At 71.7% G+C, this 23,312-nt stretch carries 18 protein-coding genes; 7 read left to right on the top strand and 11 right to left on the bottom strand.

What is annotated here, in order from left to right; all coding sequences use genetic code 11:
• Positions 1–69 precede the first annotated feature (69 nt).
• Positions 70–387, top strand: coding sequence for a hypothetical protein (locus tag QJS33_RS20860; RefSeq protein ID WP_306369721.1), 318 nt, complete (start codon positions 70–72; stop codon positions 385–387).
• Here QJS33_RS20860 and QJS33_RS20855 read toward each other — a convergent pair.
• Positions 377–1,321 (bottom strand): sugar kinase, encoded by a 945-nt coding sequence (locus tag QJS33_RS20855; RefSeq protein ID WP_306369720.1) that lies wholly within the window; start codon positions 1,319–1,321, stop codon positions 377–379. The genes QJS33_RS20860 and QJS33_RS20855 overlap by 11 nt on opposite strands.
• Positions 1,318–2,940: an amidohydrolase family protein gene (locus QJS33_RS20850; protein WP_306369719.1), complete on the bottom strand. Its 1,623-nt coding sequence runs from the start codon at positions 2,938–2,940 to the stop codon at positions 1,318–1,320. Before QJS33_RS20850 ends, QJS33_RS20855 begins: the two co-directional genes overlap by 4 nt.
• A gap of 281 nt (positions 2,941–3,221) precedes the next feature.
• Here QJS33_RS20850 and QJS33_RS20845 point away from each other — a divergent pair, with 281 nt between their 5' ends.
• Positions 3,222–3,602: a RidA family protein gene (locus tag QJS33_RS20845; protein WP_306369718.1), complete on the top strand. Its 381-nt coding sequence runs from the start codon at positions 3,222–3,224 to the stop codon at positions 3,600–3,602.
• 236 nt (positions 3,603–3,838) lie between these two features.
• On the opposite strand, the gene QJS33_RS20840 is transcribed toward QJS33_RS20845, so the two are convergent.
• Together QJS33_RS20840 and QJS33_RS20835 are read right to left on the bottom strand one after the other, a co-directional pair.
• The gene (locus QJS33_RS20840) at positions 3,839–4,498 is read right to left on the bottom strand and encodes a bifunctional 2-polyprenyl-6-hydroxyphenol methylase/3-demethylubiquinol 3-O-methyltransferase UbiG (protein ID WP_306369717.1); all 660 of its coding nucleotides are present in this window, start codon (positions 4,496–4,498) and stop codon (positions 3,839–3,841) included.
• A gap of 355 nt (positions 4,499–4,853) precedes the next feature.
• Positions 4,854–5,450, bottom strand: a complete 597-nt coding sequence (locus QJS33_RS20835) for a TetR/AcrR family transcriptional regulator (protein ID WP_306369716.1) — start codon at positions 5,448–5,450, stop codon at positions 4,854–4,856.
• Between the two features lie 208 nt (positions 5,451–5,658).
• Between QJS33_RS20835 and QJS33_RS20830 the strand changes: the two genes are divergently transcribed.
• Positions 5,659–7,284 (top strand): MDR family MFS transporter, encoded by a 1,626-nt coding sequence (locus QJS33_RS20830; protein ID WP_372339691.1) that lies wholly within the window; start codon positions 5,659–5,661, stop codon positions 7,282–7,284.
• A gap of 332 nt (positions 7,285–7,616) precedes the next feature.
• Here QJS33_RS20830 and QJS33_RS20825 read toward each other — a convergent pair whose 3' ends face one another.
• Both QJS33_RS20825 and QJS33_RS20820 read right to left on the bottom strand, forming a co-directional pair.
• Entirely contained in the window at positions 7,617–8,066 is a 450-nt protein-coding gene (locus QJS33_RS20825) for a GNAT family N-acetyltransferase (protein WP_306369715.1), read from the bottom strand.
• A 123-nt stretch (positions 8,067–8,189) separates the two neighbouring features.
• Complete coding sequence (locus QJS33_RS20820; RefSeq protein WP_306369728.1) at positions 8,190–9,449, bottom strand: ATP synthase F0 subunit B; 1,260 nt, start codon at positions 9,447–9,449, stop codon at positions 8,190–8,192.
• A 392-nt stretch (positions 9,450–9,841) separates the two neighbouring features.
• Here QJS33_RS20820 and QJS33_RS20815 point away from each other — a divergent pair, with 392 nt between their 5' ends.
• Both QJS33_RS20815 and QJS33_RS20810 read left to right on the top strand, forming a co-directional pair.
• Positions 9,842–10,399 (top strand): gamma carbonic anhydrase family protein, encoded by a 558-nt coding sequence (locus tag QJS33_RS20815; protein ID WP_306369714.1) that lies wholly within the window; start codon positions 9,842–9,844, stop codon positions 10,397–10,399.
• 242 nt (positions 10,400–10,641) lie between these two features.
• A complete protein-coding gene (locus QJS33_RS20810) occupies positions 10,642–10,821 on the top strand; it encodes a hypothetical protein (protein ID WP_306369713.1) in 180 nt (59 codons plus the stop codon).
• A gap of 322 nt (positions 10,822–11,143) precedes the next feature.
• Here the strand turns inward: QJS33_RS20810 and QJS33_RS20805 are convergent, their stop codons facing one another.
• The 4 genes from QJS33_RS20805 to QJS33_RS20790 form a co-directional block, all read right to left on the bottom strand.
• A complete protein-coding gene (locus QJS33_RS20805; RefSeq protein ID WP_306369712.1) occupies positions 11,144–12,334 on the bottom strand; it encodes a sensor histidine kinase in 1,191 nt (396 codons plus the stop codon).
• Positions 12,335–12,357: 23 nt separating this feature from the next.
• A complete protein-coding gene (locus QJS33_RS20800; RefSeq protein ID WP_306369711.1) occupies positions 12,358–13,545 on the bottom strand; it encodes a sensor histidine kinase in 1,188 nt (395 codons plus the stop codon).
• A 186-nt stretch (positions 13,546–13,731) separates the two neighbouring features.
• Positions 13,732–14,529, bottom strand: coding sequence for an ABC transporter permease (locus QJS33_RS20795; protein ID WP_306369710.1), 798 nt, complete (start codon positions 14,527–14,529; stop codon positions 13,732–13,734).
• A 92-nt stretch (positions 14,530–14,621) separates the two neighbouring features.
• Positions 14,622–15,629: an ABC transporter ATP-binding protein gene (locus tag QJS33_RS20790; RefSeq protein WP_306369709.1), complete on the bottom strand. Its 1,008-nt coding sequence runs from the start codon at positions 15,627–15,629 to the stop codon at positions 14,622–14,624.
• Between the two features lie 576 nt (positions 15,630–16,205).
• Between QJS33_RS20790 and QJS33_RS20785 the strand changes: the two genes are divergently transcribed.
• Positions 16,206–16,880, top strand: a complete 675-nt coding sequence (locus QJS33_RS20785; protein ID WP_306369708.1) for a DUF998 domain-containing protein — start codon at positions 16,206–16,208, stop codon at positions 16,878–16,880.
• A 140-nt stretch (positions 16,881–17,020) separates the two neighbouring features.
• Here the strand turns inward: QJS33_RS20785 and QJS33_RS20780 are convergent, their stop codons facing one another.
• Complete coding sequence (locus tag QJS33_RS20780; protein ID WP_306369707.1) at positions 17,021–19,222, bottom strand: (Fe-S)-binding protein; 2,202 nt, start codon at positions 19,220–19,222, stop codon at positions 17,021–17,023.
• A gap of 2,235 nt (positions 19,223–21,457) precedes the next feature.
• Here QJS33_RS20780 and dnaK point away from each other — a divergent pair.
• Positions 21,458–23,296 (top strand): molecular chaperone DnaK, encoded by a 1,839-nt coding sequence (gene dnaK / locus QJS33_RS20775; RefSeq protein WP_306369706.1) that lies wholly within the window; start codon positions 21,458–21,460, stop codon positions 23,294–23,296.
• Positions 23,297–23,312: the final 16 nt, after the last annotated feature.

The following is a 23,312-nucleotide window of genomic DNA, read 5'->3' as shown; positions in this document are numbered from 1 at the left end:
CGTGACAGAGCGTGATCAGGACCTCGTCGGGCGGCACGCCGGGCGAGGCCGGCCGTGAAGGGGAACCCCGTGCCGATTCGCCCCGCGAACCTCGCCACCATGTCCGCCACCATTGCCGGAGCCATCGCAGGGCTGTCCAACCGGGAGGACCAGGCGCCCCCGGTGAAGATCACCTTCGAGTCCGGTTTCCAGCAGACCGTGGAACAGGGCGGCTGCCGCGCGCTCAAGACCGGCCAGGGCGGGGTCACCGCGATCGCCACCGAGGCCAAGGTCAAGTTCGCGCTGTTCGCCGGGACCAGCTGCCAGGGCAGCCGCGCGCTCGCCTCCGGCCACGGCAGCGTCAGCTTCGGCGACCCCGTCCTGGCGGGCGCCATCGTCATCGGCTGACGGGACCGCCCGCCCGGATATCCGCGACGTCCCGGGGCGGGTCCTGGAGGGTGTCGCCGCGCGAGCGCAGCACCTCCCCCGCCACCGCGTGTCCCAGGCGCAGCCGCCGCCGCACGGGCAGGCCGTCCAGCAGCCCGGACAGGAACCCGGCGGCGAACGCGTCGCCCGCGCCCACGGCCTCCACCACCTCCACCTCCGGGGACGGTTCGAACACCGCGTCGGTGCCGGAGAAACAGGTCGCGCCGTACTCGGCGTCCTTGACCACCAGGGCCGGGACCTCCGGCAGCACCGCGCGCACGTCCTCGGCGGTGGGCGTGCCCCACAGCCGCTCGGCCTCGTCCCGGCCGACGAACACGATGTCGGCGCGCCGGGCCAGGTCCAGCAGGATGTGGGCGGCGGCCCGGGCGGGCCACAGCGCGGGCCGGTGGTTGACGTCGAAGGAACGCAGGGCGCCGTCGTCGGCGTGCCCGGTCAGCAGGTGCTCGACCAGGGCCGCGGCCCGGGCGGACAGCGCCGGGGTGATCCCGGACAGGTGGACCAGCCGGGCCCCGCGCGACCACACCCGGTCGGCGTCGGCGGCGGACAGCGCCGAGGCGGCCGACCCGGAGCGGTAGTACAGGACCCCGGCGCCGCCGGGCGCGGTGTCCTTGACGTACAGGCCGGTGGGGCGGTCGGGGTCCACGGCCACACCGCTCACGTCCACGCCCCGGCCGGCGACGGCGTCGGTGACGATCCGGCCGAAGGGGTCGTCGCCCACCCGGCTCACCCAGGCGGCGGTGTGCCCCAGACCGGCCAGGGCGACGGCGACGTTGGACTCCGCGCCGCCGGTGCCCAGGGTCAGGCTCGCCCCGGCCGTGAGCGGCTCGGCGCTGTGCAGCACCGCCATGGTCTCGCCGACGCAGACCGCGTCGATCCGGGTTCCGGGGGGTGTCATCGCCGTTCCCTTCGGACGGAGCGGCCGGGCAGGCGGTCGGTCCGCCGCCCGTCGCGGACGGTGAACTCCCCGGCGACCAGGACGTGCTCGATGCCGACCGGGGGGAGCCGGGGCTCGTCGTAGGTGGCGCGGGCGTCCACGGTGTCGGGGTCGAACACCACCAGGTCCGCGATCGCGCCGAGGTGGACCTCGCCGCGGTCGGCCAGGCCCAGCCGGCGCGCGGGGCGCGAGGTGAGGTGGCGGACGCACTCCTCCAGGCTGAGCACCCCGAGTTCGCGCACGTAGTGGCCGAGGTACCGGGGGAAGGTGCCCCAGCCGCGCGGGTGGGGTTTGGCGCCGACGAGGATGCCGTCGCTCCCGGCGGTGTGGGAGCTGTGCCGCATGATGGTGCGGATGTTCTCCTCGTTGCCGACCTGGAGCAGGCAGCCGCTGCGCAGCCCGTCCCGGACGAGCAGCTCCATGTACAGGTCGCCCGACTCGCGGCCGCGGCGGGCGGCCAGCTCGGCGATGGACGCGCCGACCGCCCAGGACAGGTCGGGGTCGGCGGTGCCGGTGACGACGATCGCGGACCAGTCCATGGGGACGCCGTGGTTGCCGTCGGTGCCCTCCACCTCGATCTCGTGGAGGATGCGGGCGCGGGTGGCCGGGTCGCGCAGCCGCTCCAGGGTGGCGGCGGTGCCGCCGATCTGCGCCCAGCTGGGCAGCGGGGCGCCCAGGTAGGTGGCGCTGGCCCGGTAGGGGTAGGAGTCGAGGGTGACGTCGAGGCCGTGGCGGACGGTCGCCTCGTCGATGGCGTCCAGGACCTCGGGGGCCCGGCCCCGGTTCTGCGGGAAGTTGACGTGGCAGTGCGCCAGGTGCAGGGCGACCTGGGCGCGCCGGGCGACGTCCAGGCACTCCTGGTAGGACTCCACCACGCGGGAGCCGTAGTTGCGGTGGTGGGGGCAGTAGTAGCCGCCCGCCTCGCGGACGGGGGCCAGCAGCGCGACGATCTCGTCGTCGGTGGCGTACATGCCGGGGGTGTAGGTGAGCCCGGAGGAGAGCCCGTGTGCGCCGTCGGCCATGCCGCGGGCGACGATGGCGCGCATGCGGTCGAGTTCGTCGCCGGTGGGTGCGCGGTCCTCGCCGCCCAGGACGGCCATGCGGACGTTGCCCTGCGGGACCAGGTGGGCGACGTTGACGGGCGCTCCGGCGTCGACCCGGTCGAGGTAGCCGCCGATGCCGCGCCAGGAGTGGTCCAGGTCGGGGGTGCCGTTCCAGCCGGCGAGCTGGGCGCGCAGCTCCTCGACGGTGTCGTCGGTGACGGGGGCGTAGCCCAGGCCGTCCTGCCCGACGACCTCCAGGGTGACGCCCTGGAGGACCTTGGCCTCGTGCCCGGGGTCGGCCAGCACGGCGAGGTCGGAGTGGGAGTGCATGTCGATGAACCCGGGTGCCAGCACGCGCCCGGAGATGTCGACGACCTCGGCGGGTCCGCCGCCGCCGATGCCGGTCATCCGTCGGCCGGTGCCGGGCGGGACGATGTGGATGATGCGGTCGCCGCGCAGCACGACGTCGGCGGTTCTGGAGGGTCCGCCGGTGCCGTCGACCACCCGCCCCCCGGCCAATACGGTCTCGAACTGCACTGTTCCTCCACTCAGGGGGCCGAGTCCTGCGCCCGGGGGCCGGTCCTCCGTTCGGGGACCGCCCGGCCGGGTATCGTCGGCCGGATGTCGGTGGGGCCAAGATACGCTTCCGGGAACAAAATTGATAACTTTGTTGCCAATAAGCGTGGCCCGGACCGCCCCGCCGTTCGGCGTGTGCACCGGTGTGCGCATCCGCATGTGCATCCGCAAGCACGCCGGTACAGGCATTATCGACGAGGCGGGCCCGGCACGCGAGACCCGCGACCACAAGGAGACCACGGATGTCCAAGAAGGCGGTCCGCACGGACAACGCCCCCGCCCCCGCCGGCGCCTACAGCCAGGGGATCGTCGCGGGCGGGTTCCTCTTCACCGCGGGCTTCGGCCCGCAGGACCCGGCGACCGGCGCGGTCGCCCCGGGCGTCGGGGAGCAGACCGAGCAGGTGCTGGCCAACATCTCCGCCGTCCTGGCCGAGCACGGCCTGACCCTGGACGACGTCGTCAAGACCACCGTGCACCTGGAGCACCTCAAGCGGGACTTCGCCGAGTACAACGCGGTGTACGAGAAGCACTTCAGCGCGCCCTACCCGGTGCGCACCACCGTGGGCTCCGACCTCGCCGACATCCTGGTGGAGATCGACGTCGTCGCCAAGCTCCGCGACTAGCCCCACCTCTCCGGGCCTCCACTCCGCTTCGGGCCGTGCTCGGGCGCCCGGGGATCGGAGATCGGGGATCGGGGATCGGGGATCGGGTTCGAGTGGACCCGGCGGCCCGGAGCGAACGTCCGAGGAACGAGGACGTCCGCTCCGGGCCGCCAGCACCCCGTGGGCACCCTGCCCCGGACCGGACCGGGGCGGGGCAGGGCTGGGCAGGGCAGGGCTGGGCGGGCGGGCGCCCGTGGTCAGGCGCGGCGGCGGGCGCGCAGGATCACGTCGTGGATGGTGTACTCCGTGCCGCCGTAGACGGCCGGGCGCGGCCGTTCCTCCAGCGTCACCGTCTCCCAGTGGTCCTCGGGTACCAGGGCCGCCAGCTCCTCCAGGGTCGGGAACATCTCCGGCCACGGCGGGAGCGGCATCCCGTTCTCCAGGTCACGCAGCGCGTGGGAGACCAGCAGCAGGGTCCCTCCCGGTGCGACCGCGGCGGCCATCCCGGCGAACACCCCGGCCCGTTGCTCCGGGCGCAGCGGCAGGTAGTGCGAGGTCACCAGGTCGAAAGCGCCCGCCGGGGGCTCCCAACCCGAGACATCGGTCCGCCACCAGGTGATCCGCTCGGCGGCCGCGGGTGACTGCTCGGCGATCCGGGCGGACGCCTTCTCCAGGGCCACCGCGGAGATGTCCGTGGCGGTCACCTCCCAGCCCTGTTCGGCCAGCCACCGGGCGTCGTCGCCCTCGCCGCTGCCGACCTCCAGCGCCCGGCCGGGCGCCAGGTCCGCCGCCTCGGCCACCAGAGCGACGTTGGGGTTCCCGCTCCAGATCCGCTCCGGGGCGGAGAAGCGCTCGTCCCAGTACTCCGCGCGGAACATCTCCGGCGGGGGCGCGTCGGGGAACTGCTCATCGGTCATCGTCGACCACCTCCGCGACCAGCCTCACCGCCGACGGCCGCCGGGCGCCAATCCCGTTGCCGTTCCGGCAAAAAGGTGGAACCGCGCCACAGGCCGTCCGTACGAGGGGAACACCGCGGCCGCAGGCCGTCTTGTGAGGGCGGTGGCGGGTGGCGAGTGGCGGGCGGGGGTGGCGGGTGACGGGCAGGCGGCAGCGGATGACGGACGGGCCGCCCCGGAGACGGGCGGACGGTCGCTGGCGACGGGCTGGCGGTGGCGGATGGCGGGCGGACGGTCGCGGACGACGGGCCGGGCGGTGGCGGATGGCGGCCGGGCGGCCCCGGAGACGGGCGAGCGGTGGCGGGTGACGGGCGGGCTAGTCGTCGGTGAAGTCCTCCAGGCACAGGTCGAGCAGTGCCTCGACGCGCCGGGTGAGGTCCTCCCGTTCCTGGGCGCGCAGCGCCGTGGCGCCCTCCACCAGGCGGACCCGGGTGAGGCCGAGCATCAGCGCGGTCACCAGGGAGGCGTGCGCACGGGCGGCGGTGCCGCCGCCGAGGTAGGCCTCCAACGGGTCGATCAGGGCGCTGGTGATGCGCCCCTGGTAGACCGCCTGGAGGTCGGGGTCGCCCGCCGAGTGGTCCAGGGCCCGCTGGAGCGCGGAGCTCTCGCCGTGCAGGCGGCTCACCGCGTGCTCGGCCAGCCGCCGGGTGAGGGTGTCCCGGTCCCCCTCGATCAGGCCGGGGAACACGCCGTCCTCGCGGAGGATCTCGGTGAGCAGCCCGCGCTTGGCCCCGAAGTAGCGGTTGATCAGGGCGACGTTGACCCCGGCGTGCGCGGCGATCTTGCGCGAGGACACGGCGCCGTAGCCCTCCTCGGTGAAGAGCTCCCGAGCGCTGGCCAGGATGCGCGCCCTGGTCGCCTCGCGGCCGCGGGCGGGCCCGGCACCACTTCCGGTTCCGTCCGTACCGTCCATCTCCACACCCTCCGGCGGCGCTGCTCTGACTGTGCCGATTCCAGGTTGGCACCCCGGGCGCCCGTTCGCCTACCGAATCGTCCTCGGTGATATCGACTTGACAAGGTCAACACCGTTTACATATACCTGAAGACGGACATCCCGCCCCCGGCAGTGCGCCTCGGGGCCTTTCGTGTGTCCGGGATGAGGGATCTCGTTGGAACAGGCAGTGCGCAGTACACCCGTCACCCGTACCCCGGAACCGCCCGATCCCCACGCCCAGGCCCTGCCCTCCCGCAGGGTGGTCCGGCGCATCATGGTCGGCCTCGTCCTGGCGATGCTCACCTCGATGCTCACCAACTCCATCGTCGGCACCGCGCTGCCGACGATCATGGGCGAACTCGGCGGACAGGACCGGCTGGCCTGGGTGGCGACCGCCGCCCTGCTCACCATGACCGCCTCCACCCCCGTGTGGGGCAAGCTGTCCGACATCTGGGGCCGCAAGCTGCTGTTCCAGGTGGCTCTGGGCGTCTTCATCGTCGCGTCGGTCGCGGCCGGGCTGGCCCAGGACATCAACTGGCTCATCGCCGCCCGCGCCCTCCAGGGCCTGGGCGTGGGCGGGCTGGCCACACTCCCCAACATCATCCTGGGCGACGTGGTGTCCCCCCGCGAGCGCGGCCGCTACAGCGGCCTCATCGGCATGGTGTTCGGGGTGTCCACGGTGCTGGGACCGCTGGTCGGCGGGTTCCTGGTGGACAGTCCGCTGGGGTGGCGCTGGTGCTTCCTCATCACGGTGCCGCTGGCGGTCTTCGCGTTCGTGGTCATCCAGTTCATGTTCACCATGCCGTTCACGCCCCGGCGCGACGCCCCGGTCGACCACACCGGGGCCGCCCTGATCTTCGGGGCGGCCAGCACCGCGATCGTGCTGCTCAGCCTGGGCGGCACCCAGATCGCCTGGACCTCGCCCCTGGCGATCGGCCTGGGCGTCGCCGCGGTGCTGCTGACGGCGGGCGCCGTGGTCGTGGAGCGGCGGGCACGTGAGGCGATCATCCCGGCCCGGCTGTTCCGGAACCGGACGTTCGTGCTGGCCTCGGCGGCCTCGGTGTGCGTGGGCATGATGATGTTCGGCCTGATCATCTACATGCCGCAGTACCTTCAGATGGTCCACGGGATGAGCCCGACCGTGTCGGGGATGATGACGCTGCCGCTGGTGGCGGCGTTCCTGGTCACCTCGATCGGCTCCGGGTACGCGGTGAGCGGCAGCGGCCGGTGGAAGGCCTACCCGGTCGTCGGCATGGTCCTGTGCGTGGTCGGGTTCGTGCTGCTCTCCCTGGCGCACCTGGACCCGGGGCTGACCGCGGTGGTCGCCGGGCAGGCCCTGGTGGGGCTGGGCTTCGGACTGAACATGCAGCTCCTGCTGCTGGCCACGCAGAGCTCGCTGCCCACCGCCGACATGGCCGCGGGCACCGCCTCGGTGGTGTTCTTCCGCAACCTGGGCGGGGCCACGGGTGTGGCGGCGTTCGGCGCGGTGATGGTCGGGCGCCTCAACGGCGAGCTGGCGGCCGCGGTGGCGGCGGCCCGGGAGCGGGCGGCGGCCGATGCCGCGGCCGGGACCGACTCGGGCGCCGCGGGGCTGTCGGAGCAGTTGGCCGGGGCGGGCCGGGCCGCCCAGGGCTCACCGGAACTGGTGCACGCGCTGCCGGGTCCGGTGCGCGACGTGGTCGTGGGCGCGTTCGACCACGCGATGCAGGGGGTGTTCCTGGCGGGTGTGCCCATCGCCGTGCTGGGCCTGGCCGCGGTGGCGTTCATGCGGGGTGTGCCGCTGCGCGGCGGCCCCAAGGCCGGAGACCGGTGAAGCGCCTGCGGGGGAGGTGACGGGGCCGTCGGCGCACAGGATCGCGTCGCACGGCTCGAACAGGGCGTCGGCACGGCGGGGCGTCGGCACGGCAGGGCGTCGGCACGGCAGGGCGGGCAGGCGGGCAGGCCGGTCCGGAACCGGGACAGGGCGGACAACGGCTCGACGTGGGCGCGATCGTGCAGCGGACGCATCTCTGCGGCCTCGCGGTGGGTTCACCGGCGTCTCGACAGCGCACAGGATCTCCCCGGGGCCGCTTCGTCGTCCGCCGAACGCAAAAACCCCTCGGTCTGCTCAACGAGCCGACCGAGAGGGCGGGTTGAATCTCAAGCTCAGAGGTAGCGGCGGAAGCCCTCGGCGGAGTCGGCGAAGCCGAGGGCCTTGTAGAACGCGTGGGCGCCCTGCCCGCTCTCGTGGGACAGCAGCTCCACCTTGTAGCACCCGGCCCGGGAGGCGCGGTCCAGCGCGTCTTCCATCAGGGCCCGGCCGATGCCGCGGCGGCGCAGGTTCGGGTCGACGACGAGGTTGTCGGCCACCGCCCAGGGCTGGGCGTCGTGGGTGAGGTTGGCGATCACCAGCAGGTCGAGGGTGCCGATGATCTGGCCCCGCTGCTCGGCGACCAGGACGGTGCGGTCCGGGTCGTTCTCCATCCGGGTCCAGGCGCGCACGGCGGCGGAGGACATGCGGACGTGAGCGCTCTGCGTGTGGGTCGTATCGCCGAGTTCGCGGAGGAGACGCAGAATCGCACCGAGGTCGGACCGGATGGCCGCACGGATAATCATGGCTTCCGGAATCGTAGCCGACCCCCCGCGACAAGGCGGACGTCGCCCTACAACCGGACATAAAACACCAGGGGTGGGGACCTCGGTCCCCACCCCGGAATCGTCGTGCGCCCGGCGCCGACGCTACGGCTTGCGGATGACCCGCACGCCCTCTTCACCCGACGGCGGCCGGCCGCCCTCCGGGCGCCGGTAGATACCGGTGATGCCCGGGTCACCACCGGGCTCGGCGGTGTCCGGGGCCTGCGGGCCCGTGCCCTGCGGAGCCTGCGGACCGGTGCCCTGCGGGCCGCCCTCGGGGGCGGGGCCGGTGAACCTGGCGCCCTGCGGGGGACGCGGGGCATCGGCCTGCGGCCCCTTGGGCTGCTGGCCCTGGGCCGGGCCCTGCGGCCGGGGGTTGGGCTTGATCCGCACCGTGGACTCGTCCGGCACCTCGGGGATGGAGGTGATCCGGATGGTGGCCTCGTCCGGGGCCGGCTCCGCCGGCTTGGCGGGCTCCGACTTGGCGGGCTCGGGCTTGGCCGGCTCCGCGGCCTCGGGCTCGGCGGGCTCCGGCTTGGGCTTGGGCGTGAAGACCTCGGTCCTGGCCTCGACCTTGGCCGCGGACTCGGGCTTGACCGGGCCGGGCGCCTTGGCGGCCTCCGGCTTGACCGGCTCCGCCGGCTTGGCGGGCTCGGGCTTGGCCGGCTCCGGCTTGGCGGGCGCCGGCTTGGCCGGGGCCGCGGAGACGCTCTCCTCGCGGGTCAGGCCGGTCTCCAGCGCACCCGCCTTGTCCTCCGCCGTGACCAGGTCCGCCAGCGTGGCGTGCATGTCGCGCAGGCGGCGCAGCGCCTCGGAGTGCGTCGCGGTCAGCGTCGCGAGCCTGCGGTCGGCGGTGTCGTGGATCTTCTTGGCCCGTGCCTCGGCCTCGCCCAGGCGGCGCTCGCCCTCCTGCTTGGCCTGCTCGCGGAGCTGGTCCGACTCCTTCTTGGCACCGGTGACCATCTCGTTGGCCTCCGCACGCGCGGAGGAGATGATGCGCTCGGCGTGGTCCTCGGCGTCCTTGCGGAGCTTGGCGATCTCCTCCTGGGCCCGCTTCTTGGACTCCTGAACCTCGGAGTCCACCTTGGCCCGGCGCTCGTTGGCCTCCTCCTCCGCGATGCGGAGGATCTCGGCCATGCGCTCGCTGATCTGCTCGTGCTCCGGCTTGGTCTGGGCCTTCTCACGGGCGACCGCCAGGTCCCGCTTGTACTGCTCCAGCTCGTCGTCCATCTGGTTCAGACGCTGGCGCAGACTCTGGTTGTCGTTGTTCAGACGAATGAAGCGCTCGTCGACCGACGCCTTGTCATAGCCGCCCTTGCGCACCGTCGGGAACATGTCCTGTTGCAGTCCGCTACCCGGCAACATATCGCTCATGTGCCTTTCATGTCCTAGTACACCGTCATCGGCTGCACGTCGCAGCTGGTGAGAGTTGCCCCGTACCCAATTGTCCGGTGAACACCCGCAAGTCCGCGCAAAGCACGGGCTGTAGGCGAGTGTCCTTTTTCACCGCGGCCGCGATCGCACGAGGGGAAGATCGGGCGCGGAGCGTCACACTGTGGACGACCGAACGACCACGGTAGACACACGCCGCGATACCCCGTCAAGAGTCCCGAAGGGGACATCGGCGTGCGTCCTCCGATCACGTTCTTACTAAGGTATGCGCGATCATCCCCGCGCGGGGGCGGAGCGGTCAACTTCGCCACCTTCCGCACCGCCGTGAAGGCCGGTGCACACTCCACCGAAAGGGAGGACACGACATGGGCAGTGGGATCGAGGACCGCGAGGCGGGTCCCGGGCCGCGGATCGGCGAGGCCGGGTTCGGCACCCCGCAGATCCACCCCGACGCCTGGATCGCCCCGGGCGCCGTCGTGGTCGGCCGCGTCCGGCTGGGCGCCCAGAGCAGTGTCTGGTACGGATCGGTCCTGCGCGCCGACACCGAGGACATCGTGGTGGGCGAGCGCGTGAACATCCAGGACCAGTGCGGCCTGCACGCCGACCCCGGCCAGCCGGTGGAGCTGCACGACGGCGTCAGCCTGGGCCACAAGGCGATGGTGCACGGCGCGATCGTCGAGGAGGGCTCGCTCATCGGCATCGGCGCGACCGTCATGGGCGGGGCCCGGGTGGGCAGGGGCGCCTTCGTCGCCGCGGGCGCGCTGGTGCCGCCGGGCAAGACCGTGCCGCCCGGCACCCTGTGGGCGGGCGTTCCCGGCAAGGTCGTCCGGGAGCTCCGCGACGACGACCGGGCCGTCCTGGAGTACACCGCCGCCCACTACGCGCAGCTCGCCCGGGAGCACGCCGGGGTCACCTGGCGCTGAGCCCGGAACGGGGAGTGAGCGGGTGGTGGGAGAAGAGTGACGGGTGGACCGGGAGGTACCGTCGCCCTGGTCGGACCGGATGACCCCGGCACTGGTCCTCCCGGGTCATGCGGGTCCGGGAGGGGGCCGCGTACTCTGGGTCCGGGTCCTCCGGACGGGTCATCACACCCTCCACCGTCCGCTCCTCAGGGGGACCCGTTCCCGTCCAGGACACCTCTGTACTCCCCGGGGGGTGAACGCGTGTGGCATCCGAACCGGGCCGGCCCGCCCCGCTGCACGACCACGTCGCGCTCGACGAGATCGAGCTGTACGCGGAGGTGCTCATCGCCGCCGCCCACGCCGACCACCGCCTGGCCCAGGAGGAACTGGACCGGGCACTGGGACTGATCTCCACCCCCGAGGACCCGGCCCGAACCCACTGAAGTCAGAGCGGCAGCACGGCACGCAGCAGGAACCCGCCCTCACGGGTACGCGGAGGTGCTCATCGCCGCCGCCCACGCCGACCACCGCCTGGCCCAGGAGGAACTGGACCGGGCACTGGGACTCATCTCCACCCCCGAGGACCCGGCCCGAACCCACTGAGGTCAGAGCGGCAGCACGGCACGCAGCAGGAACCCGCCCTCACGGGTACGCGGAGGTGCTCATCGCCGCCGCCCACGCCGACCACCGCCTGGCCCAGGAGGAACTGGACCGGGCACTGGGACTGATCTCCACCCCCGAGGACCCGGCCCGAACCCGCTGAAGTCAGAGCGGCAGCACGGCACGCAGCAGGAACCCGCCCTCACGGGTACGCGCCGCCGTCAGTCCGCCGCCCACCGCCGACAGCCGCTCGGACAGCCCGTTCAGGCCGTTGCCCTTGTCGCCGTTCCCCTCACCGGCCCCGTCGTTGGACATCTCCACCACCAGTGCCCTGCCGCCCTCCCCGCGGACCAGGGAGAAGTCGATCCGGCAGTGGGTCGCCTCGCTGTGCCGCAGCACGTTGGTACCGCCCTCGCGCACCACCCACGCGATCGGTGCGGTGGCCTCCCCGGGGACCTCCAGGTCCGCCAGCAGGTCCGCCAGTCCGGTGACCTCCACCCGGGTCCCGGCGGTTTCCAGGACCCCGCGCACCGAGGCGACCTCTTCGGCCAGGTCCAGGTCCCGGTAGCCGCTGACCGCCGTGCGCACCTGGCCCAGCGCCTCCCGGGCCAGGTCGTGGACCTCGCGCAGTTCCTTCTCCGCGCGTTCGGGGGCCCGGTCGACGAGCCGCCCGGCCAGCTCGGCCTTGACCGCCAGCGCCGACAGGCTGTGCCCGAGCAGGTCGTGCATGTCGCGGGCGAACCGCAGCCGTTCCTCGGTGACCGCCAGCCGGGCCCGGGCCTCCTGTCCCTCCACCGCCTGTATGGCGATGTCCCACAGCCAGATGGTGGCCATCGAACCGGAGGCCATGAGCAGCGCCCACATGATGGCCCCGATCCAGAAGAGCAGGTGGACGATGAGCGGGAGACCCGTTTCCCCGACGAGGACGAACGCCCACGGGGCGGCCAGCAGCGCCAGGGTGACGGGGATCCCCCGGCGGCGCGGCGCGGCGAACACGCCCACGGACCACCAGGAGGCGTACAGGGCCATCGTCAGCATCACGTCCTGGATCAGGACGGAGGTGGCGGCGAGCAGGGCGAGCGAACCCCAGTAGAGGCGGGGGTCGGGGTTGCGGCGGCCGTCGATCCGGTCCCGCATCAGCAGTAGGACCAGCACCGCCAGGGGCACCGAGGTGCCCAGGGCCGCCAACGGGCGCCACGTGTCGTGCACCGGCCCGGCGAAGACGATCCCGAACAGGGGGATCCCCGCCAGCAGCATCGCGAGCGTGCCCAGCGTGAGCATGATGATCAGGCGGGCGAAGCGCATCGTGCGGTCGTGTCGGCCGTGTCGGCCGTCGGAGGGTGAGGGTACGGACACGTCTCCTCGGCGTCGGGGGAAGGTCAACGCACCTCCTCGGCGTCGGGGGAGTCAGGGAAGTCGGGGGAGTCGGGGGAGTCAGGGGAAGGGTGCGCACCGGCGGGCAGGTGCACGCGCAGGAGGTAGTCGCCCTCATCCGTGCGCACCGCCGACAGTGTGCCACCCTCCCGGCGCACCCGGTCGGCCAGCCCTCCCGTCACACCGCCGGGGCCGGTGTCCGCTCCCGGGCGGGCCCGGTCGTTGGACACCTCCACCACCGCCCGCCCGGTGCCGGGGTCCCGGGAGAAGGAGATCCGGCAGCGGGTGGCGTCGCTGTGCCGCAGCACGTTGCTGCCGCCCTCGCGCACCACCCGGGCCGCCAGGGACGCCTCCGCCGGAGAGGGGTCCAGGCCGTCCAGCCCCGTCACGGTGGCCCGGGTGCCGTCGGCCGCCAGGGTCGCCGCCACCGACCGCACCTCCTCGGCCAGGTCCAGTTCCCGGTAGCCGCTGACCGCGGCGCGGACCCGGCGCAGCGCGTCGCGGGCCAGTGCGTGCACCTCGGCGGCCTCGGTACGGGCCTCCTCCGGGTTCCGGGAGACGTTCCGCTCAGCCCGCGCGGCCCGGGTCGCCAGCACGGTCAGGTCCCGGCCCAGCAGGTCCTGGAGGTCCCGGGTGAACCGCAGCCGTTCCTCGGCCACCGCCAGCCGGGCCTTGGCCTCCTGGGCGGCGAAGGCATCGCGCACGATGTCCCACAGCCGGAAGGAGACCGTGCAGCCCAGGTAGAAGAGGATCCCCATGGCGACCCCGCCCGTCCAGGTGACCGCGAACGACCCGGCGGAAACGTACGGATAGAGGAACGGCCAGGCGATCCACGGGATCACGGCGGTCACCACCGCCAGCACCACCGGACGCCGCCTCCCGCCGCGGTGCAGGTGCAGCATCACCGACAGCCAGGCGGACAGGGCGGAGACCATGTACACCTCGACCCGCAGGAACAGCACCCCCGCCCAGGTCAGGAGCACGGACGCGACGTACAGTCGCGTGTCCGGGGCCGCCTCCCCGCGCATCCGGGCGGCCAGCAGCGGGCCCATGCACACGGTCGCGCCGACGAGCAGGACCAGGGACACGGCCTCCGACCATCCCGGATTCCCGTGCATGCGTGTCTGGACGAACTCGATCACGGGCCACAGGATCACGATCACGGGCGTCACCAGCACCGTGTATGCGGTCATCCTGCGGGCCGTCCGCAGGTGGCGCCGCTGCGCCGCGGTCGGGGTCGGGGAAGGGGTCGGGGAAGGGGTCGGGGACTCCTGGTTCACCGTTCGAGTCTCCCTCATGGGGAACGCCCGCCCCGATCGGGGCGGGCGGTACCGGGTGGGACGGGTGGGACGGGTGGTACCGGGTGGGGCGGGCGGGTGTCAGGGCTGGCGGGGGTCCCAGCGGAAGGTGCGGAAGGCCAGCACGGCGAACAGGACCGTCCACAGCAGCAACAGGCCGACGGCGGGCAGAGCGGCGACCCACAGCTCCGCGAACCCGGCCCGGGTGGCGGACTCATAGCCCGAGAAGACGTCGTAGCCGGTGTAGGAGGCCTGGGCGAGCTGGCCCGCCGCGGTGGAGGGCAGGAAGCTCAGCATCTCGACGAACGCGTCCGGGAACATGCTGGTCGGCATGATGCTGCCGCCTGTGAAGAGCAGGAACATCATCGGCACCATCGCGGCCATCTGGGCGGACTCGGCGGTACGCACCAGCGGGGTGATGCACAGGCCCAGGAAGCTCATGGAGACGGCGCTGAGCGTGATCGCGAGCACCAGCATGACCGGGTCCTGCGGCAGCGAGCCGGAGTTGGCGTAGATCAGGCCGACGCCCAGCACGGCGATGGCCAGCGACATGGCGGTCACCAGCAGCGTCATCGCGCCGAACAGCGCGCCCGGCGTGACCCCGTTGACCCGCAGCTGCTTGAGGACGAGGGACTCGCGGCGGGCGGTGAACACGTTCGAGGGGTGGCCGATGCCGATGATCAGGCCGATGCTGCCCATCGCGGCGATCATGGCGAGGTCGGCGCTGCCGATGTCGCCCAGGACGGGATCGTTGGGCAGGTTCATCGGGACGACGAACATGAACAGCGACAGGCCCAGGAACATCCAGGCGGTCTTGTAGCGGACGAAGAGGGTGAACTCGGTGCGGGCCAGGCGCAGCGTCTGGCGCACCGGGCCCATGGCGGCCGGGCGGGTGGTGGTGGCGGGCTGCTGCGAGGAACCGTGCCGCAGGCGTCAGCCGAGGCGGGCGGGGGGCGGGCGGGCTGCTGGCGTCAGCCGAGGCGGGCGGGGTGCGACTGGTCCGCGAGGTCGGCGGCACCGGCGACCTGGAGGAAGACGTCCTCCAGAGAGGCGCCGCGCACCTGGAGGTTGCGCAGGACCACGTCGCGTTCGGCGGACCAGGCGACGAGCCCGGAGACCACCCGGTGCGCCCGCGACTCGACGTCGGCGCCGGTGACGGTGTAGGTGGCCCACAGCCGCCCGTCGCGGGTCCCCACCGCGGCCTCGGCCCCGGCGAGCTCGGGCAGGTCGTCGGTGCCGACCTCCTCCGGCAGCCGGAAGGTGATCCGGTCGCCCCAGGAGGCGAGGACGCCGTCCAGGGTCCCCTCGACCCGGATCTCGCCGCGGTGCATGATGGCGAGCCGGTCCGCGAGGCGCTCGGCCTCCTCCAGGTAGTGGGTGGTGAGCAGGACCGCGACCCCCTGCCGCTTGAGCTCGGAGATGATCCGCCAGGTGGTGTGCCGGGCCTCGGGGTCCATGCCGGTGGTGGGCTCGTCGAGGTAGAGGACCTCGGGCCGGGCGACCAGGGCCTGGGCGAGGATGAGGCGGCGCTTCTGCCCGCCGGAGAGCTGGCGGACCGGGATCCGGGCCTTGTCGGTGAGGGCGACCAGCGCCAGCAGTTCGTCGACGTCGCGGGGGCCGGAGACCAGGTCGTGGGCGAGGGTGATGGACTCCCGAACCGTGAGGTCCTCCATCAGGCCGTTGCCCTGGAGGACGGCGCCGGTGCGGCCGCGCAGGGCGGCGGGCTGGCCGTAGGGGTCGGTGCCGAACACCCGCAGGGTCCCGGAGCTGGGACGGCGGAAACCCTCCAGCGTTTCGATGGTGGTGGTCTTGCCGGCGCCGTTGGTGCCCAGCAGGGCGAACAGCTCGCCGGGGCGGATCTCGAAGGAGATGCCCCTGACCGCCTCGAAGTTTCCGTAGTGCTGGTGCAGGTCGCGGACGACCACCGCCGGGCCGTCGGCGGCGGTGCGGTCGGGGAGGGGTTCGGTGCTCGTCGTCATGGCTCCAGATTCCCGGAACCGGAGCCGGGACCACAGACGCCGTTGTCACCGATCGCGTGTGGGAATCCACCGAGGCCGACGATGACAGATGTCATGTGCCATGGATTCCGGCCCCGGGCACAGGGGTGCCGCCCGCACGCGCCCCTTCCTCACCGCGTACGGGCGGCAACACCCCGGGTGGGCGCCGGGCGCCCGGTCGGGGGTGCTGGTAAGAGTTCTACACGAAGAACGGGGTGCGTGGGGTGCGAACTCCCTCCTTTTCCGGGCTCCGCGTGATCTTTTCTCAGGAAGTGATATCCGATGGGGGATTCCCCTGCTCGAAGCGCACGGGAGGAATAACCGCGGAACCCGCTCCCGGCCCGCCGGGCCCCGCCGCTCCGGGTGTCCGGACGGGATTTTCGGCCTTTCCACAGTTCCGGATATACGGACCTGCACCCGACCGTTCCGTAAACAGTCCGTTATTTGGAGTTCCCACCCGGGGCCCGGAAGGACCCGACCGACGACCGCGACCGGACTTTCCGGTCCGGCGGGGCCGAGCCTAAGGTGGTGCCCTGTCCACGACGACGAAGGATGTCCATGTCACCCAACCGCGGACTTCTGTGGTGCGGGGTCGCCGCAGGCCCCCTCTTCCTCGCGGTGTCCACCCTGGCGGGCCTGCTGCGCCCCGAATACTCCCTGGCCCGGCACCCGGTCAGCTCACTGGCGCTCACCGGGGCGGGCGGGGTCCAGGTGCTGAACTTCCTGCTCACCGGCGCGCTGCTCACGGCCTTCGCGGTCGGCGCCGGGCGGGAGCTGGGCCGTACCGGCCGCACCGGGCGCACCGGGCCCGTCCCGTGGCTGCTGGGTCTGTGCGGCATCGGCCTGATCGGCGCCGGGCTGTTCCGCAGCGACCCGGTCAGCGGCTATCCGCCGGGAACCCCCCACGAGCTGGTCTACACGCCGCTGGGCATCCTGCACGACGCGGCGTCCGCGCTGTTCTTCTTCGGGCTGCCGCTGGCCTGTGTGCTCTACGCCCTGCGGGCCCTGTCCGACCGGCGCTGGGTGGTGGCCGGGTACTCGGTGCTCACCGCGGTCGCCTTCTTCGGCTGCTTCATGTGGGCGAGCGCCGGTTTCCAGCAGAGTCCGGGCCTGGTCGCCGTGGGCGGCCTCTACCAGCGGGCGTCCCTTCTGGTCGGGTTCACCTGGATCGCCGTGCTGGCCCTGCTGCTGCTCCGCTCGGAGAAGACGGAAGGGGCGCCCACCTCGCGGTGAGCGCCCCCTGGGGGGTGCTCACCGCGAGGTGGGCGCCCCCGGAGACCGGGTCCGGCCGACGGACCGGGCCGACAGGCCGGGCCGACAGGCCAGGCCGACGAGCCGGTCCGACAGGCCAGGCCGACGAGCCGGTCCGACGGCTAGGCGTCGGCGGGCTCGGTCTCCTGCGGCTTGCCGCCCTTGATCGAGCGCAGCAGCAGCTGGGAGACGTCGACGACCTCCAGGGTCTCCTTCGCCTCGCCCTGCGACTTCTTCTCGTTGATCGCGTCACCCAGCATGACCTGGCAGAACGGGCACGCGGTGGACACGGTGTCGGGGTTGGTGGTCAGCGCCTCGTCCACCCGCTCGGTGTTGATGCGCTTGCCGATCCGCTCCTCCATCCACATGCGGGCACCGCCGGCGCCGCAGCAGAAGCCCCGCTCCTTGTGGCGGTGCATCTCCTGCGTCTTGACGCCGGGCACCTTGGCCATGATGTCGCGCGGCGGCGTGTACACCTTGTTGTGGCGGCCCAGGAAGCACGGGTCGTGGTAGGTGATGTTCTCGTCGATGGACTCGACCGGGGTCAGCCTGCCCTCGTCCACCAGCTTGGCCAGCAGCTGGCTGTGGTGCACGACCTCGTAGGTGCCGCCGAGCTGCGGGTACTCGTTGGCGAGGGTGTTGAAGCAGTGCGGGCAGCTGGCCACGATCTTGGTGACGCCGGCCTCGTTGAGGGTCTCGACGTTCTGCTGGGCCAGCATCTGGAAGACGTACTCCATGCCCAGGCGGCGGGCCGGGTCACCGGTGCACGCCTCCATGCCGCCCAGGACGGCGAACTTGACGCCCGCGATGTCCAGCAGTTCGGCGATGGCCTTGGTGGTCTTCTTGGCCCGGTCCTCCAGGGCGCCGGCGCAGCCGACCCAGAACAGGTACTCGGTGTCCGCGTCGAGCTTGTCGTCGACGACCTGCACCTCGACCGGGTTCTCCTGGGAGGCCAGCTCCTCGATCCAGTCCATGCGCTTGTCCTCGGACATGCCCCACGGGTTGGCCTTGTTCTCCAGGTTCTTCAGGAGCGTGTTGGCCTCGGACGGGAAGTTGGACTCGACCATGACCTGGTAGCGGCGCATGTCGAGGATGTGGTCGATGTGCTCGATGTCCACCGGGCACTGCTCGACGCAGGCGCCGCAGTTGGTGCAGGACCACAGCTCGTCGGGGTGGATGACGCCGCCCTCCTCCTCGGTGCCGACCAGCGGCTTCTCCAGGAGGGCGAGGACGTCGACGCCGGCGTGGGACTCGTCGGGCTGCTCGGCGAGGGTCTCGGCGGTGATGCCCTGGAGCAGGTACGGGGCCTTCTCGTAGGCGTGCCGCTGGAGGTCGAGGATGACCTTCTTCGGGGAGAGGGGCTTGCCGGTGTTCCAGGCGGGGCACTGGGACTGGCAGCGGCCGCACTCGGTGCAGGTGGTGAAGTCGAGGAGGCCCTTCCAGGTGAAGTCCTCGATCTTGCCCGCGCCGAACGGGTCCTCGTCGGGGTCGGCCTCCTCGAAGTCCAGGGGCGCGCTCCCGTCCTTGTTCATCATCTGCTTGGCGCCGCCCAGCGACGGGGAACCGTCGGCGTTGCGCTTGAAGTAGATGTTGACCGGGGCGAGGAACCGGTGCCAGCCCACGCCCATGGTGAGCTGCATGGCCAGGACCATGAAGAACGCGTAGCTGATGATCAGCTTGAACGCGGCGATCAGGGCGATCGCCGGGTCGGCGATCGCGGCGTCGCCCGGCAGGACCGCGCCGACCGCGTGCGAGATCGGGGTGGCCCACACCGGGAACGGGAAGGTGTCGGAGGCGACCTTGAACCCGCGGATCGCGAAGATCGCGATGAGCAGGCCGATGATGTACGCCTCGACGTAGTAGGCCGTCCACGTCTTGGAGTGCATGAACCGCGAGGCGCGGCCCTTGCGTCCGGGGCTGTTGAGCACCCGGTACGTGGTCAGGCCGAGGATGCCGACGAGGCTGGTCCCGGCGATGAACTCGATGGCCAGGCCGTAGATCGTCCAGTCGTAGATGAACGGCAGGTGGAAGTGCGGGTCGAAGACCTCGCCCTGGGCCTCGATGACCGTGAAGACCAGCAGGGGGAAGGAGACCATCACGAACCAGTGGGCCACACCCACCCAGGGCCGTTTGAGCATCCTGCCGTGGCCGACGATCTCGATGATCGCCATCGTGAGCCGTTGTCCGAACGGCCCCTTGCGTTCGGCCTCCACCGGTCGGCCCACGTTCACGGTCCGCACGATCTGGCGGATGGCCAGACCGAACATGGTGAAGGCGACCACGGCGAGGACCGAGGTGATGATGCCCAGTATCAGGTACAGCATCGCCCGTGGCCTCCCATCCTGCTGCGTCGGCCGGTGCGCCACACACCGGCGGTCGAAACTATGTTACTAGCGGGTAATCATGCGGCGGCCACCGGCTCTGCGGGGAGCCCCGACCGCGCAGGGGCAACGCTAGTGACTCCTGTCGCAACAAAACCACGCGGGTCCACCCTGTTCACCCCGTGACACGCGCCGCGGCAGTGGCCATGCAATGCCCCTGTTCGCACCGTATACACCCATTTCACCCCTCCCCCGCACCGCCCGGCATCGGTCATCCCACCGGCGGACACCGTCGTGCACGCCGGTGGGATGACCGGAGCCGACGGGTATGGGCAGGGGCAGGGGGCAGGGGCAGGGGGCACGGGCAGGGGCACGGGCACGGGCTAGGGCACCGGCTCGGGCACGCCCCCGAGGAGGTGTGTCCGCGGCGGTTAGGGCTGTGGCCACGGGTGGCGTCCCGGATGGTGTCCCGCCGGGTGGTGTACTTTTCCGGCCCTGTTCCTACGGATACGCGCGTCGGCGGTGCAGGCCGGATCGGTGCGTCGTCGCCTTCGGCGATGCTTCCACCCGGGTCATCGTGGCGACAGGGCGCGATGATCGTCCGGCATCAGCCGATTATCGCGATGACCTCCTGTGAGGACGCACCCGCGTGAAAGCCACACCGCTTCAGGGGACATGACCGCCCTGGCCGCACTGACCGCCCTGGCCGCCCGGGGTGTCGGGAGGCGTGCGCGCGACCTTCGCCGCTGGGCTTGAGGTCAGTGGAAACGTGCCGCCACACCCTTTGATGTGGAGGTAGTAGAGGTAGCGGACACGGTCGGGGTTCACCCCTCTGGATTGGGGAGGACGAGTACGGCCGGGGTTCACCCCTCTGGGCTGGGGAGGACGAGTACGGCCGGGGTTCACCCCTCTGGGCTGGGGAGGGCGAATACGGCCGGGGTTCACCCCTCTGGGCTGGGGAGGGCGGTCTTCATCCCGGTCACGTCCCCGGGAGTGGTGTGATTTTCGCGCGGGTGCGTCCTTGCGGGTCATCGCGATGGTCGGCCGAAGCCGGGCGGGCCGCCGCGTACCGGCGGCCCGCTGACCGGGATGAAGAAGCCGCCGGAGGCGGCGGTGCACCGATCCGCCCGGCACCGCTGACGCGCATCCGTGGGAACAGGGCCGGAAAAGTCACACCACTCGATGGGACACCATCTTCATCCCGGGTACCCGGGGCGAAGAGGCGCCGGGCTTCGATTCGTTGGGGCGGAGGCGGCGGACACGTCGGAGTCCATCTCTCTGGGGCGGGGGTCGCGGGGACGCCTCCCTCAACCCCCCTTCGGTGACGGAGGGCGGGCACCACCGGGGTCACCCCACCTGTGGTCGGGCTTTCAAACGAGCGTGGAGCATCCTGTCCTTTGCAGGCGGACCATTGCCTCCCACCCCGGGCGGTGCGGGTGTGCACGCTCCGCGTGCACCCGGCTCCGGCGATCACACCCCCACCACCCAGGGTGTGCGCCCAACGATGCTCTCCACAAGCTGCCGGGCGCCGACTGCGGCCGGGGCCGGGCCCACGCGTAGCGCCCCGTCCGTTTCCAAGCGGCTGAGCTTTTGGAAACCTTCACCTCTGTCGCGAAGACCCCCTATGGCCGGGCACCCCACTGGCGTGACACGGCTCGGGCTGAGCATTCCGGTCGGGTGGACAACCCCCCGGGGCCAGGGCCCCGGTTCGCCTTCCGGCTATGGCTGGGCGTCCCGGGCGGGTGGGAGACCCCCTGCGGCGGAGGAGGCGCGACGCCCTCCGGATATGGCCGGGGGTTCCCGCTCGGGTGGGTAACCCCCGGGTTCCGGGGCAGGCGCGACGCCCTCCGGGGCGCCCCGGGCGGGTGAACAACCCCTGGGGCGGGGGTGGCGCGATGCTCTGTCGGGGGTCCGGGCGGGGCCGGGCTTGTAACAGGTTCGGAGGAGAAGAATTCCAGGGAAGTACCGCCGGGATGGTGGCGGCGCGCGCCACCCCGGGGTCGTCCCTGGTTCTTCTCGGGGTCGCCCCCGGACCACGGTCAAGGATCCCCCCGGGTTCCCCCGGGGTTCCGCCATCTTCCTCGTGAAAACCCCTGGAGTCGGGAACAACCCCGCAGGGTCGCTCGTTGTCAGGTCGTAGAAAGTAAATTGAGTCGACCAGACTCAACTGACTTGACATCCCTCGCCGGACGAAGCAAACTTACGCCCGAACGACTCAACTTTGACGGAGGAAGCAACATGGCACGTGCGGTCGGAATCGACCTCGGTACGACGAACTCCTGTGTCGCGGTCCTGGAGGGCGGCGAGCCCACGGTCATCACCAACGCCGAGGGCTCCCGTACCACCCCGTCCGTCGTCGCCTTCGCCAAGAACGGTGAGGTCCTCGTCGGCGAGGTCGCCAAGCGCCAGGCGGTCACCAACGTCGACCGCACCATCCGGTCGGTCAAGCGCCACATCGGCACCGACTGGACGGTGAAGATCGACGACAAGACCTTCAACCCGCAGCAGATCAGCGCCTTCATTCTCCAGAAGCTCAAGCGCGACGCGGAGGCCTACCTGGGCGAGGACGTGACCGACGCGGTCATCACCGTCCCGGCGTACTTCAGCGACTCCCAGCGCCAGGCCACCAAGGAGGCCGGCACGATCGCGGGCCTCAACGTCCTGCGCATCATCAACGAGCCCACCTCGGCCGCGCTCGCCTACCACCTGGAGAAGGAGGACGAGGCCACGATCCTCGTCTACGACCTCGGCGGCGGCACCTTCGACGTCTCCCTGCTGGAGGTCGGCGACGGCGTGGTGGAGGTCAAGGCCACCAACGGCGACAACCACCTGGGCGGCGACGACTGGGACCAGGCGATCGTCGACTGGCTGGTCGAGAAGTTCAAGAACGCCAACGGCGTGGACCTGGCCAAGGACAAGATGGCGCTCCAGCGCCTGCGCGAGGCCGCGGAGAAGGCCAAGATCGAGCTGTCCAGCTCCAGCGAGACGCAGATCAACCTGCCCTACATCACCGCCTCGGCGGAGGGCCCGCTGCACCTGGACGAGAAGCTCACCCGCGCCGAGTTCCAGCGGCTGACCGCCGACCTGGTCGAGCGGACCAAGATCCCGTTCCAGCAGGTCATCAAGGACGCGGGCATCAACCTCAGCGAGATCGAGCACGTGGTGCTGGTCGGCGGTTCCACCCGCATGCCCGCCATCGTCGAGCTCGTCAAGGAGCTGACCGGCGGCAAGGAGCCCAACAAGGGCGTCAACCCGGACGAGGTCGTGGCGATCGGCGCCGCGCTCCAGGCCGGTGTGCTCAAGGGCGAGGTCAAGGACGTCCTGCTGCTGGACGTGACCCCGCTGTCGCTGGGCATCGAGACCAAGGGCGGCGTGTTCACCAAGCTCATCGAGCGCAACACGACCATCCCGACCAAGCGCTCCGAGATCTTCACGACGGCCGACGACAACCAGCCGTCCGTGCAGATCCAGGTCTACCAGGGCGAGCGCGAGATGGCCCGCGATAACAAGAAGCTGGGCGTCTTCGACCTGACCGGTCTGCCCCCGGCGCCGCGCGGCGTCCCGCAGATCGAGGTGGCCTTCGACATCGACGCCAACGGCATCGTCAACGTCACCGCCAAGGACCTGGGCACCGGCCGCGAGCAGTCCGTCACCATCTCCGGCGGTTCGGCGATGTCCAAGGAGGACATCGACAAGATGGTCCGCGACGCCGAGCAGTACGCCGAGGAGGACCGCAAGCGCCGCGAGAGCGCCGAGGTCCGCAACAACGCCGAGTCCCTCGTGTTCCAGACCGAGAAGGTCATCAAGGACAACGAGGACAAGATCCCGGCGGACGTGCGCTCGGAGACCGAGGCCGCGCTGGGCGAACTGAAGACCGCCTTGGAGGGGTCGGACGTCGACACCATCCGCACGGCGAGCGAGAAGGTCGCGCTGGCCAGCCAGAAGATCGGATCGGCGATCTACAGCCAGGGCCAGCAGCAGGGCGCCGACGAGTCCGCCTCGGACACCCCGGCCGACGACGCCGACGTCGTCGACGCCGAGATCGTCGACGAGGACACCAAGGGCGACCGGTCCTGACCCGCTTCGGCCGAGA

Origin of the sequence: Nocardiopsis sp. CC223A, from assembly GCF_030766825.1 — a bacterium.
Lineage (GTDB): Bacteria > Actinomycetota > Actinomycetes > Streptosporangiales > Streptosporangiaceae > Nocardiopsis.
Note: the sequence above shows the minus strand (reverse complement) of the source record. Positions and strands in the feature narration are given on the sequence as shown.

Bases quoted from the DNA above. Each gene is read 5' to 3' on its own strand.
- QJS33_RS20855 (WP_306369720.1), bottom strand. From the start codon at position 1,321: ATGACACCCCCCGGAACCCGGATCGACGCGGTCTGCGTCGGCGAGACC.
- QJS33_RS20845 (WP_306369718.1), top strand. From the start codon at position 3,222: ATGTCCAAGAAGGCGGTCCGCACGGACAACGCCCCCGCCCCCGCCGGC.
- QJS33_RS20840 (WP_306369717.1), bottom strand. From the start codon at position 4,498: ATGACCGATGAGCAGTTCCCCGACGCGCCCCCGCCGGAGATGTTCCGC.
- QJS33_RS20835 (WP_306369716.1), bottom strand. From the start codon at position 5,450: ATGGACGGTACGGACGGAACCGGAAGTGGTGCCGGGCCCGCCCGCGGC.
- QJS33_RS20825 (WP_306369715.1), bottom strand. From the start codon at position 8,066: ATGATTATCCGTGCGGCCATCCGGTCCGACCTCGGTGCGATTCTGCGT.
- QJS33_RS20820 (WP_306369728.1), bottom strand. From the start codon at position 9,449: ATGTTGCCGGGTAGCGGACTGCAACAGGACATGTTCCCGACGGTGCGC.
- QJS33_RS20815 (WP_306369714.1), top strand. From the start codon at position 9,842: ATGGGCAGTGGGATCGAGGACCGCGAGGCGGGTCCCGGGCCGCGGATC.
- QJS33_RS20800 (WP_306369711.1), bottom strand. From the start codon at position 13,545: ATGACCGCATACACGGTGCTGGTGACGCCCGTGATCGTGATCCTGTGG.
- QJS33_RS20795 (WP_306369710.1), bottom strand. From the start codon at position 14,529: ATGGGCCCGGTGCGCCAGACGCTGCGCCTGGCCCGCACCGAGTTCACC.
- QJS33_RS20790 (WP_306369709.1), bottom strand. From the start codon at position 15,629: ATGACGACGAGCACCGAACCCCTCCCCGACCGCACCGCCGCCGACGGC.
- QJS33_RS20785 (WP_306369708.1), top strand. From the start codon at position 16,206: ATGTCACCCAACCGCGGACTTCTGTGGTGCGGGGTCGCCGCAGGCCCC.
- QJS33_RS20780 (WP_306369707.1), bottom strand. From the start codon at position 19,222: ATGCTGTACCTGATACTGGGCATCATCACCTCGGTCCTCGCCGTGGTC.
- dnaK (WP_306369706.1), top strand. From the start codon at position 21,458: ATGGCACGTGCGGTCGGAATCGACCTCGGTACGACGAACTCCTGTGTC.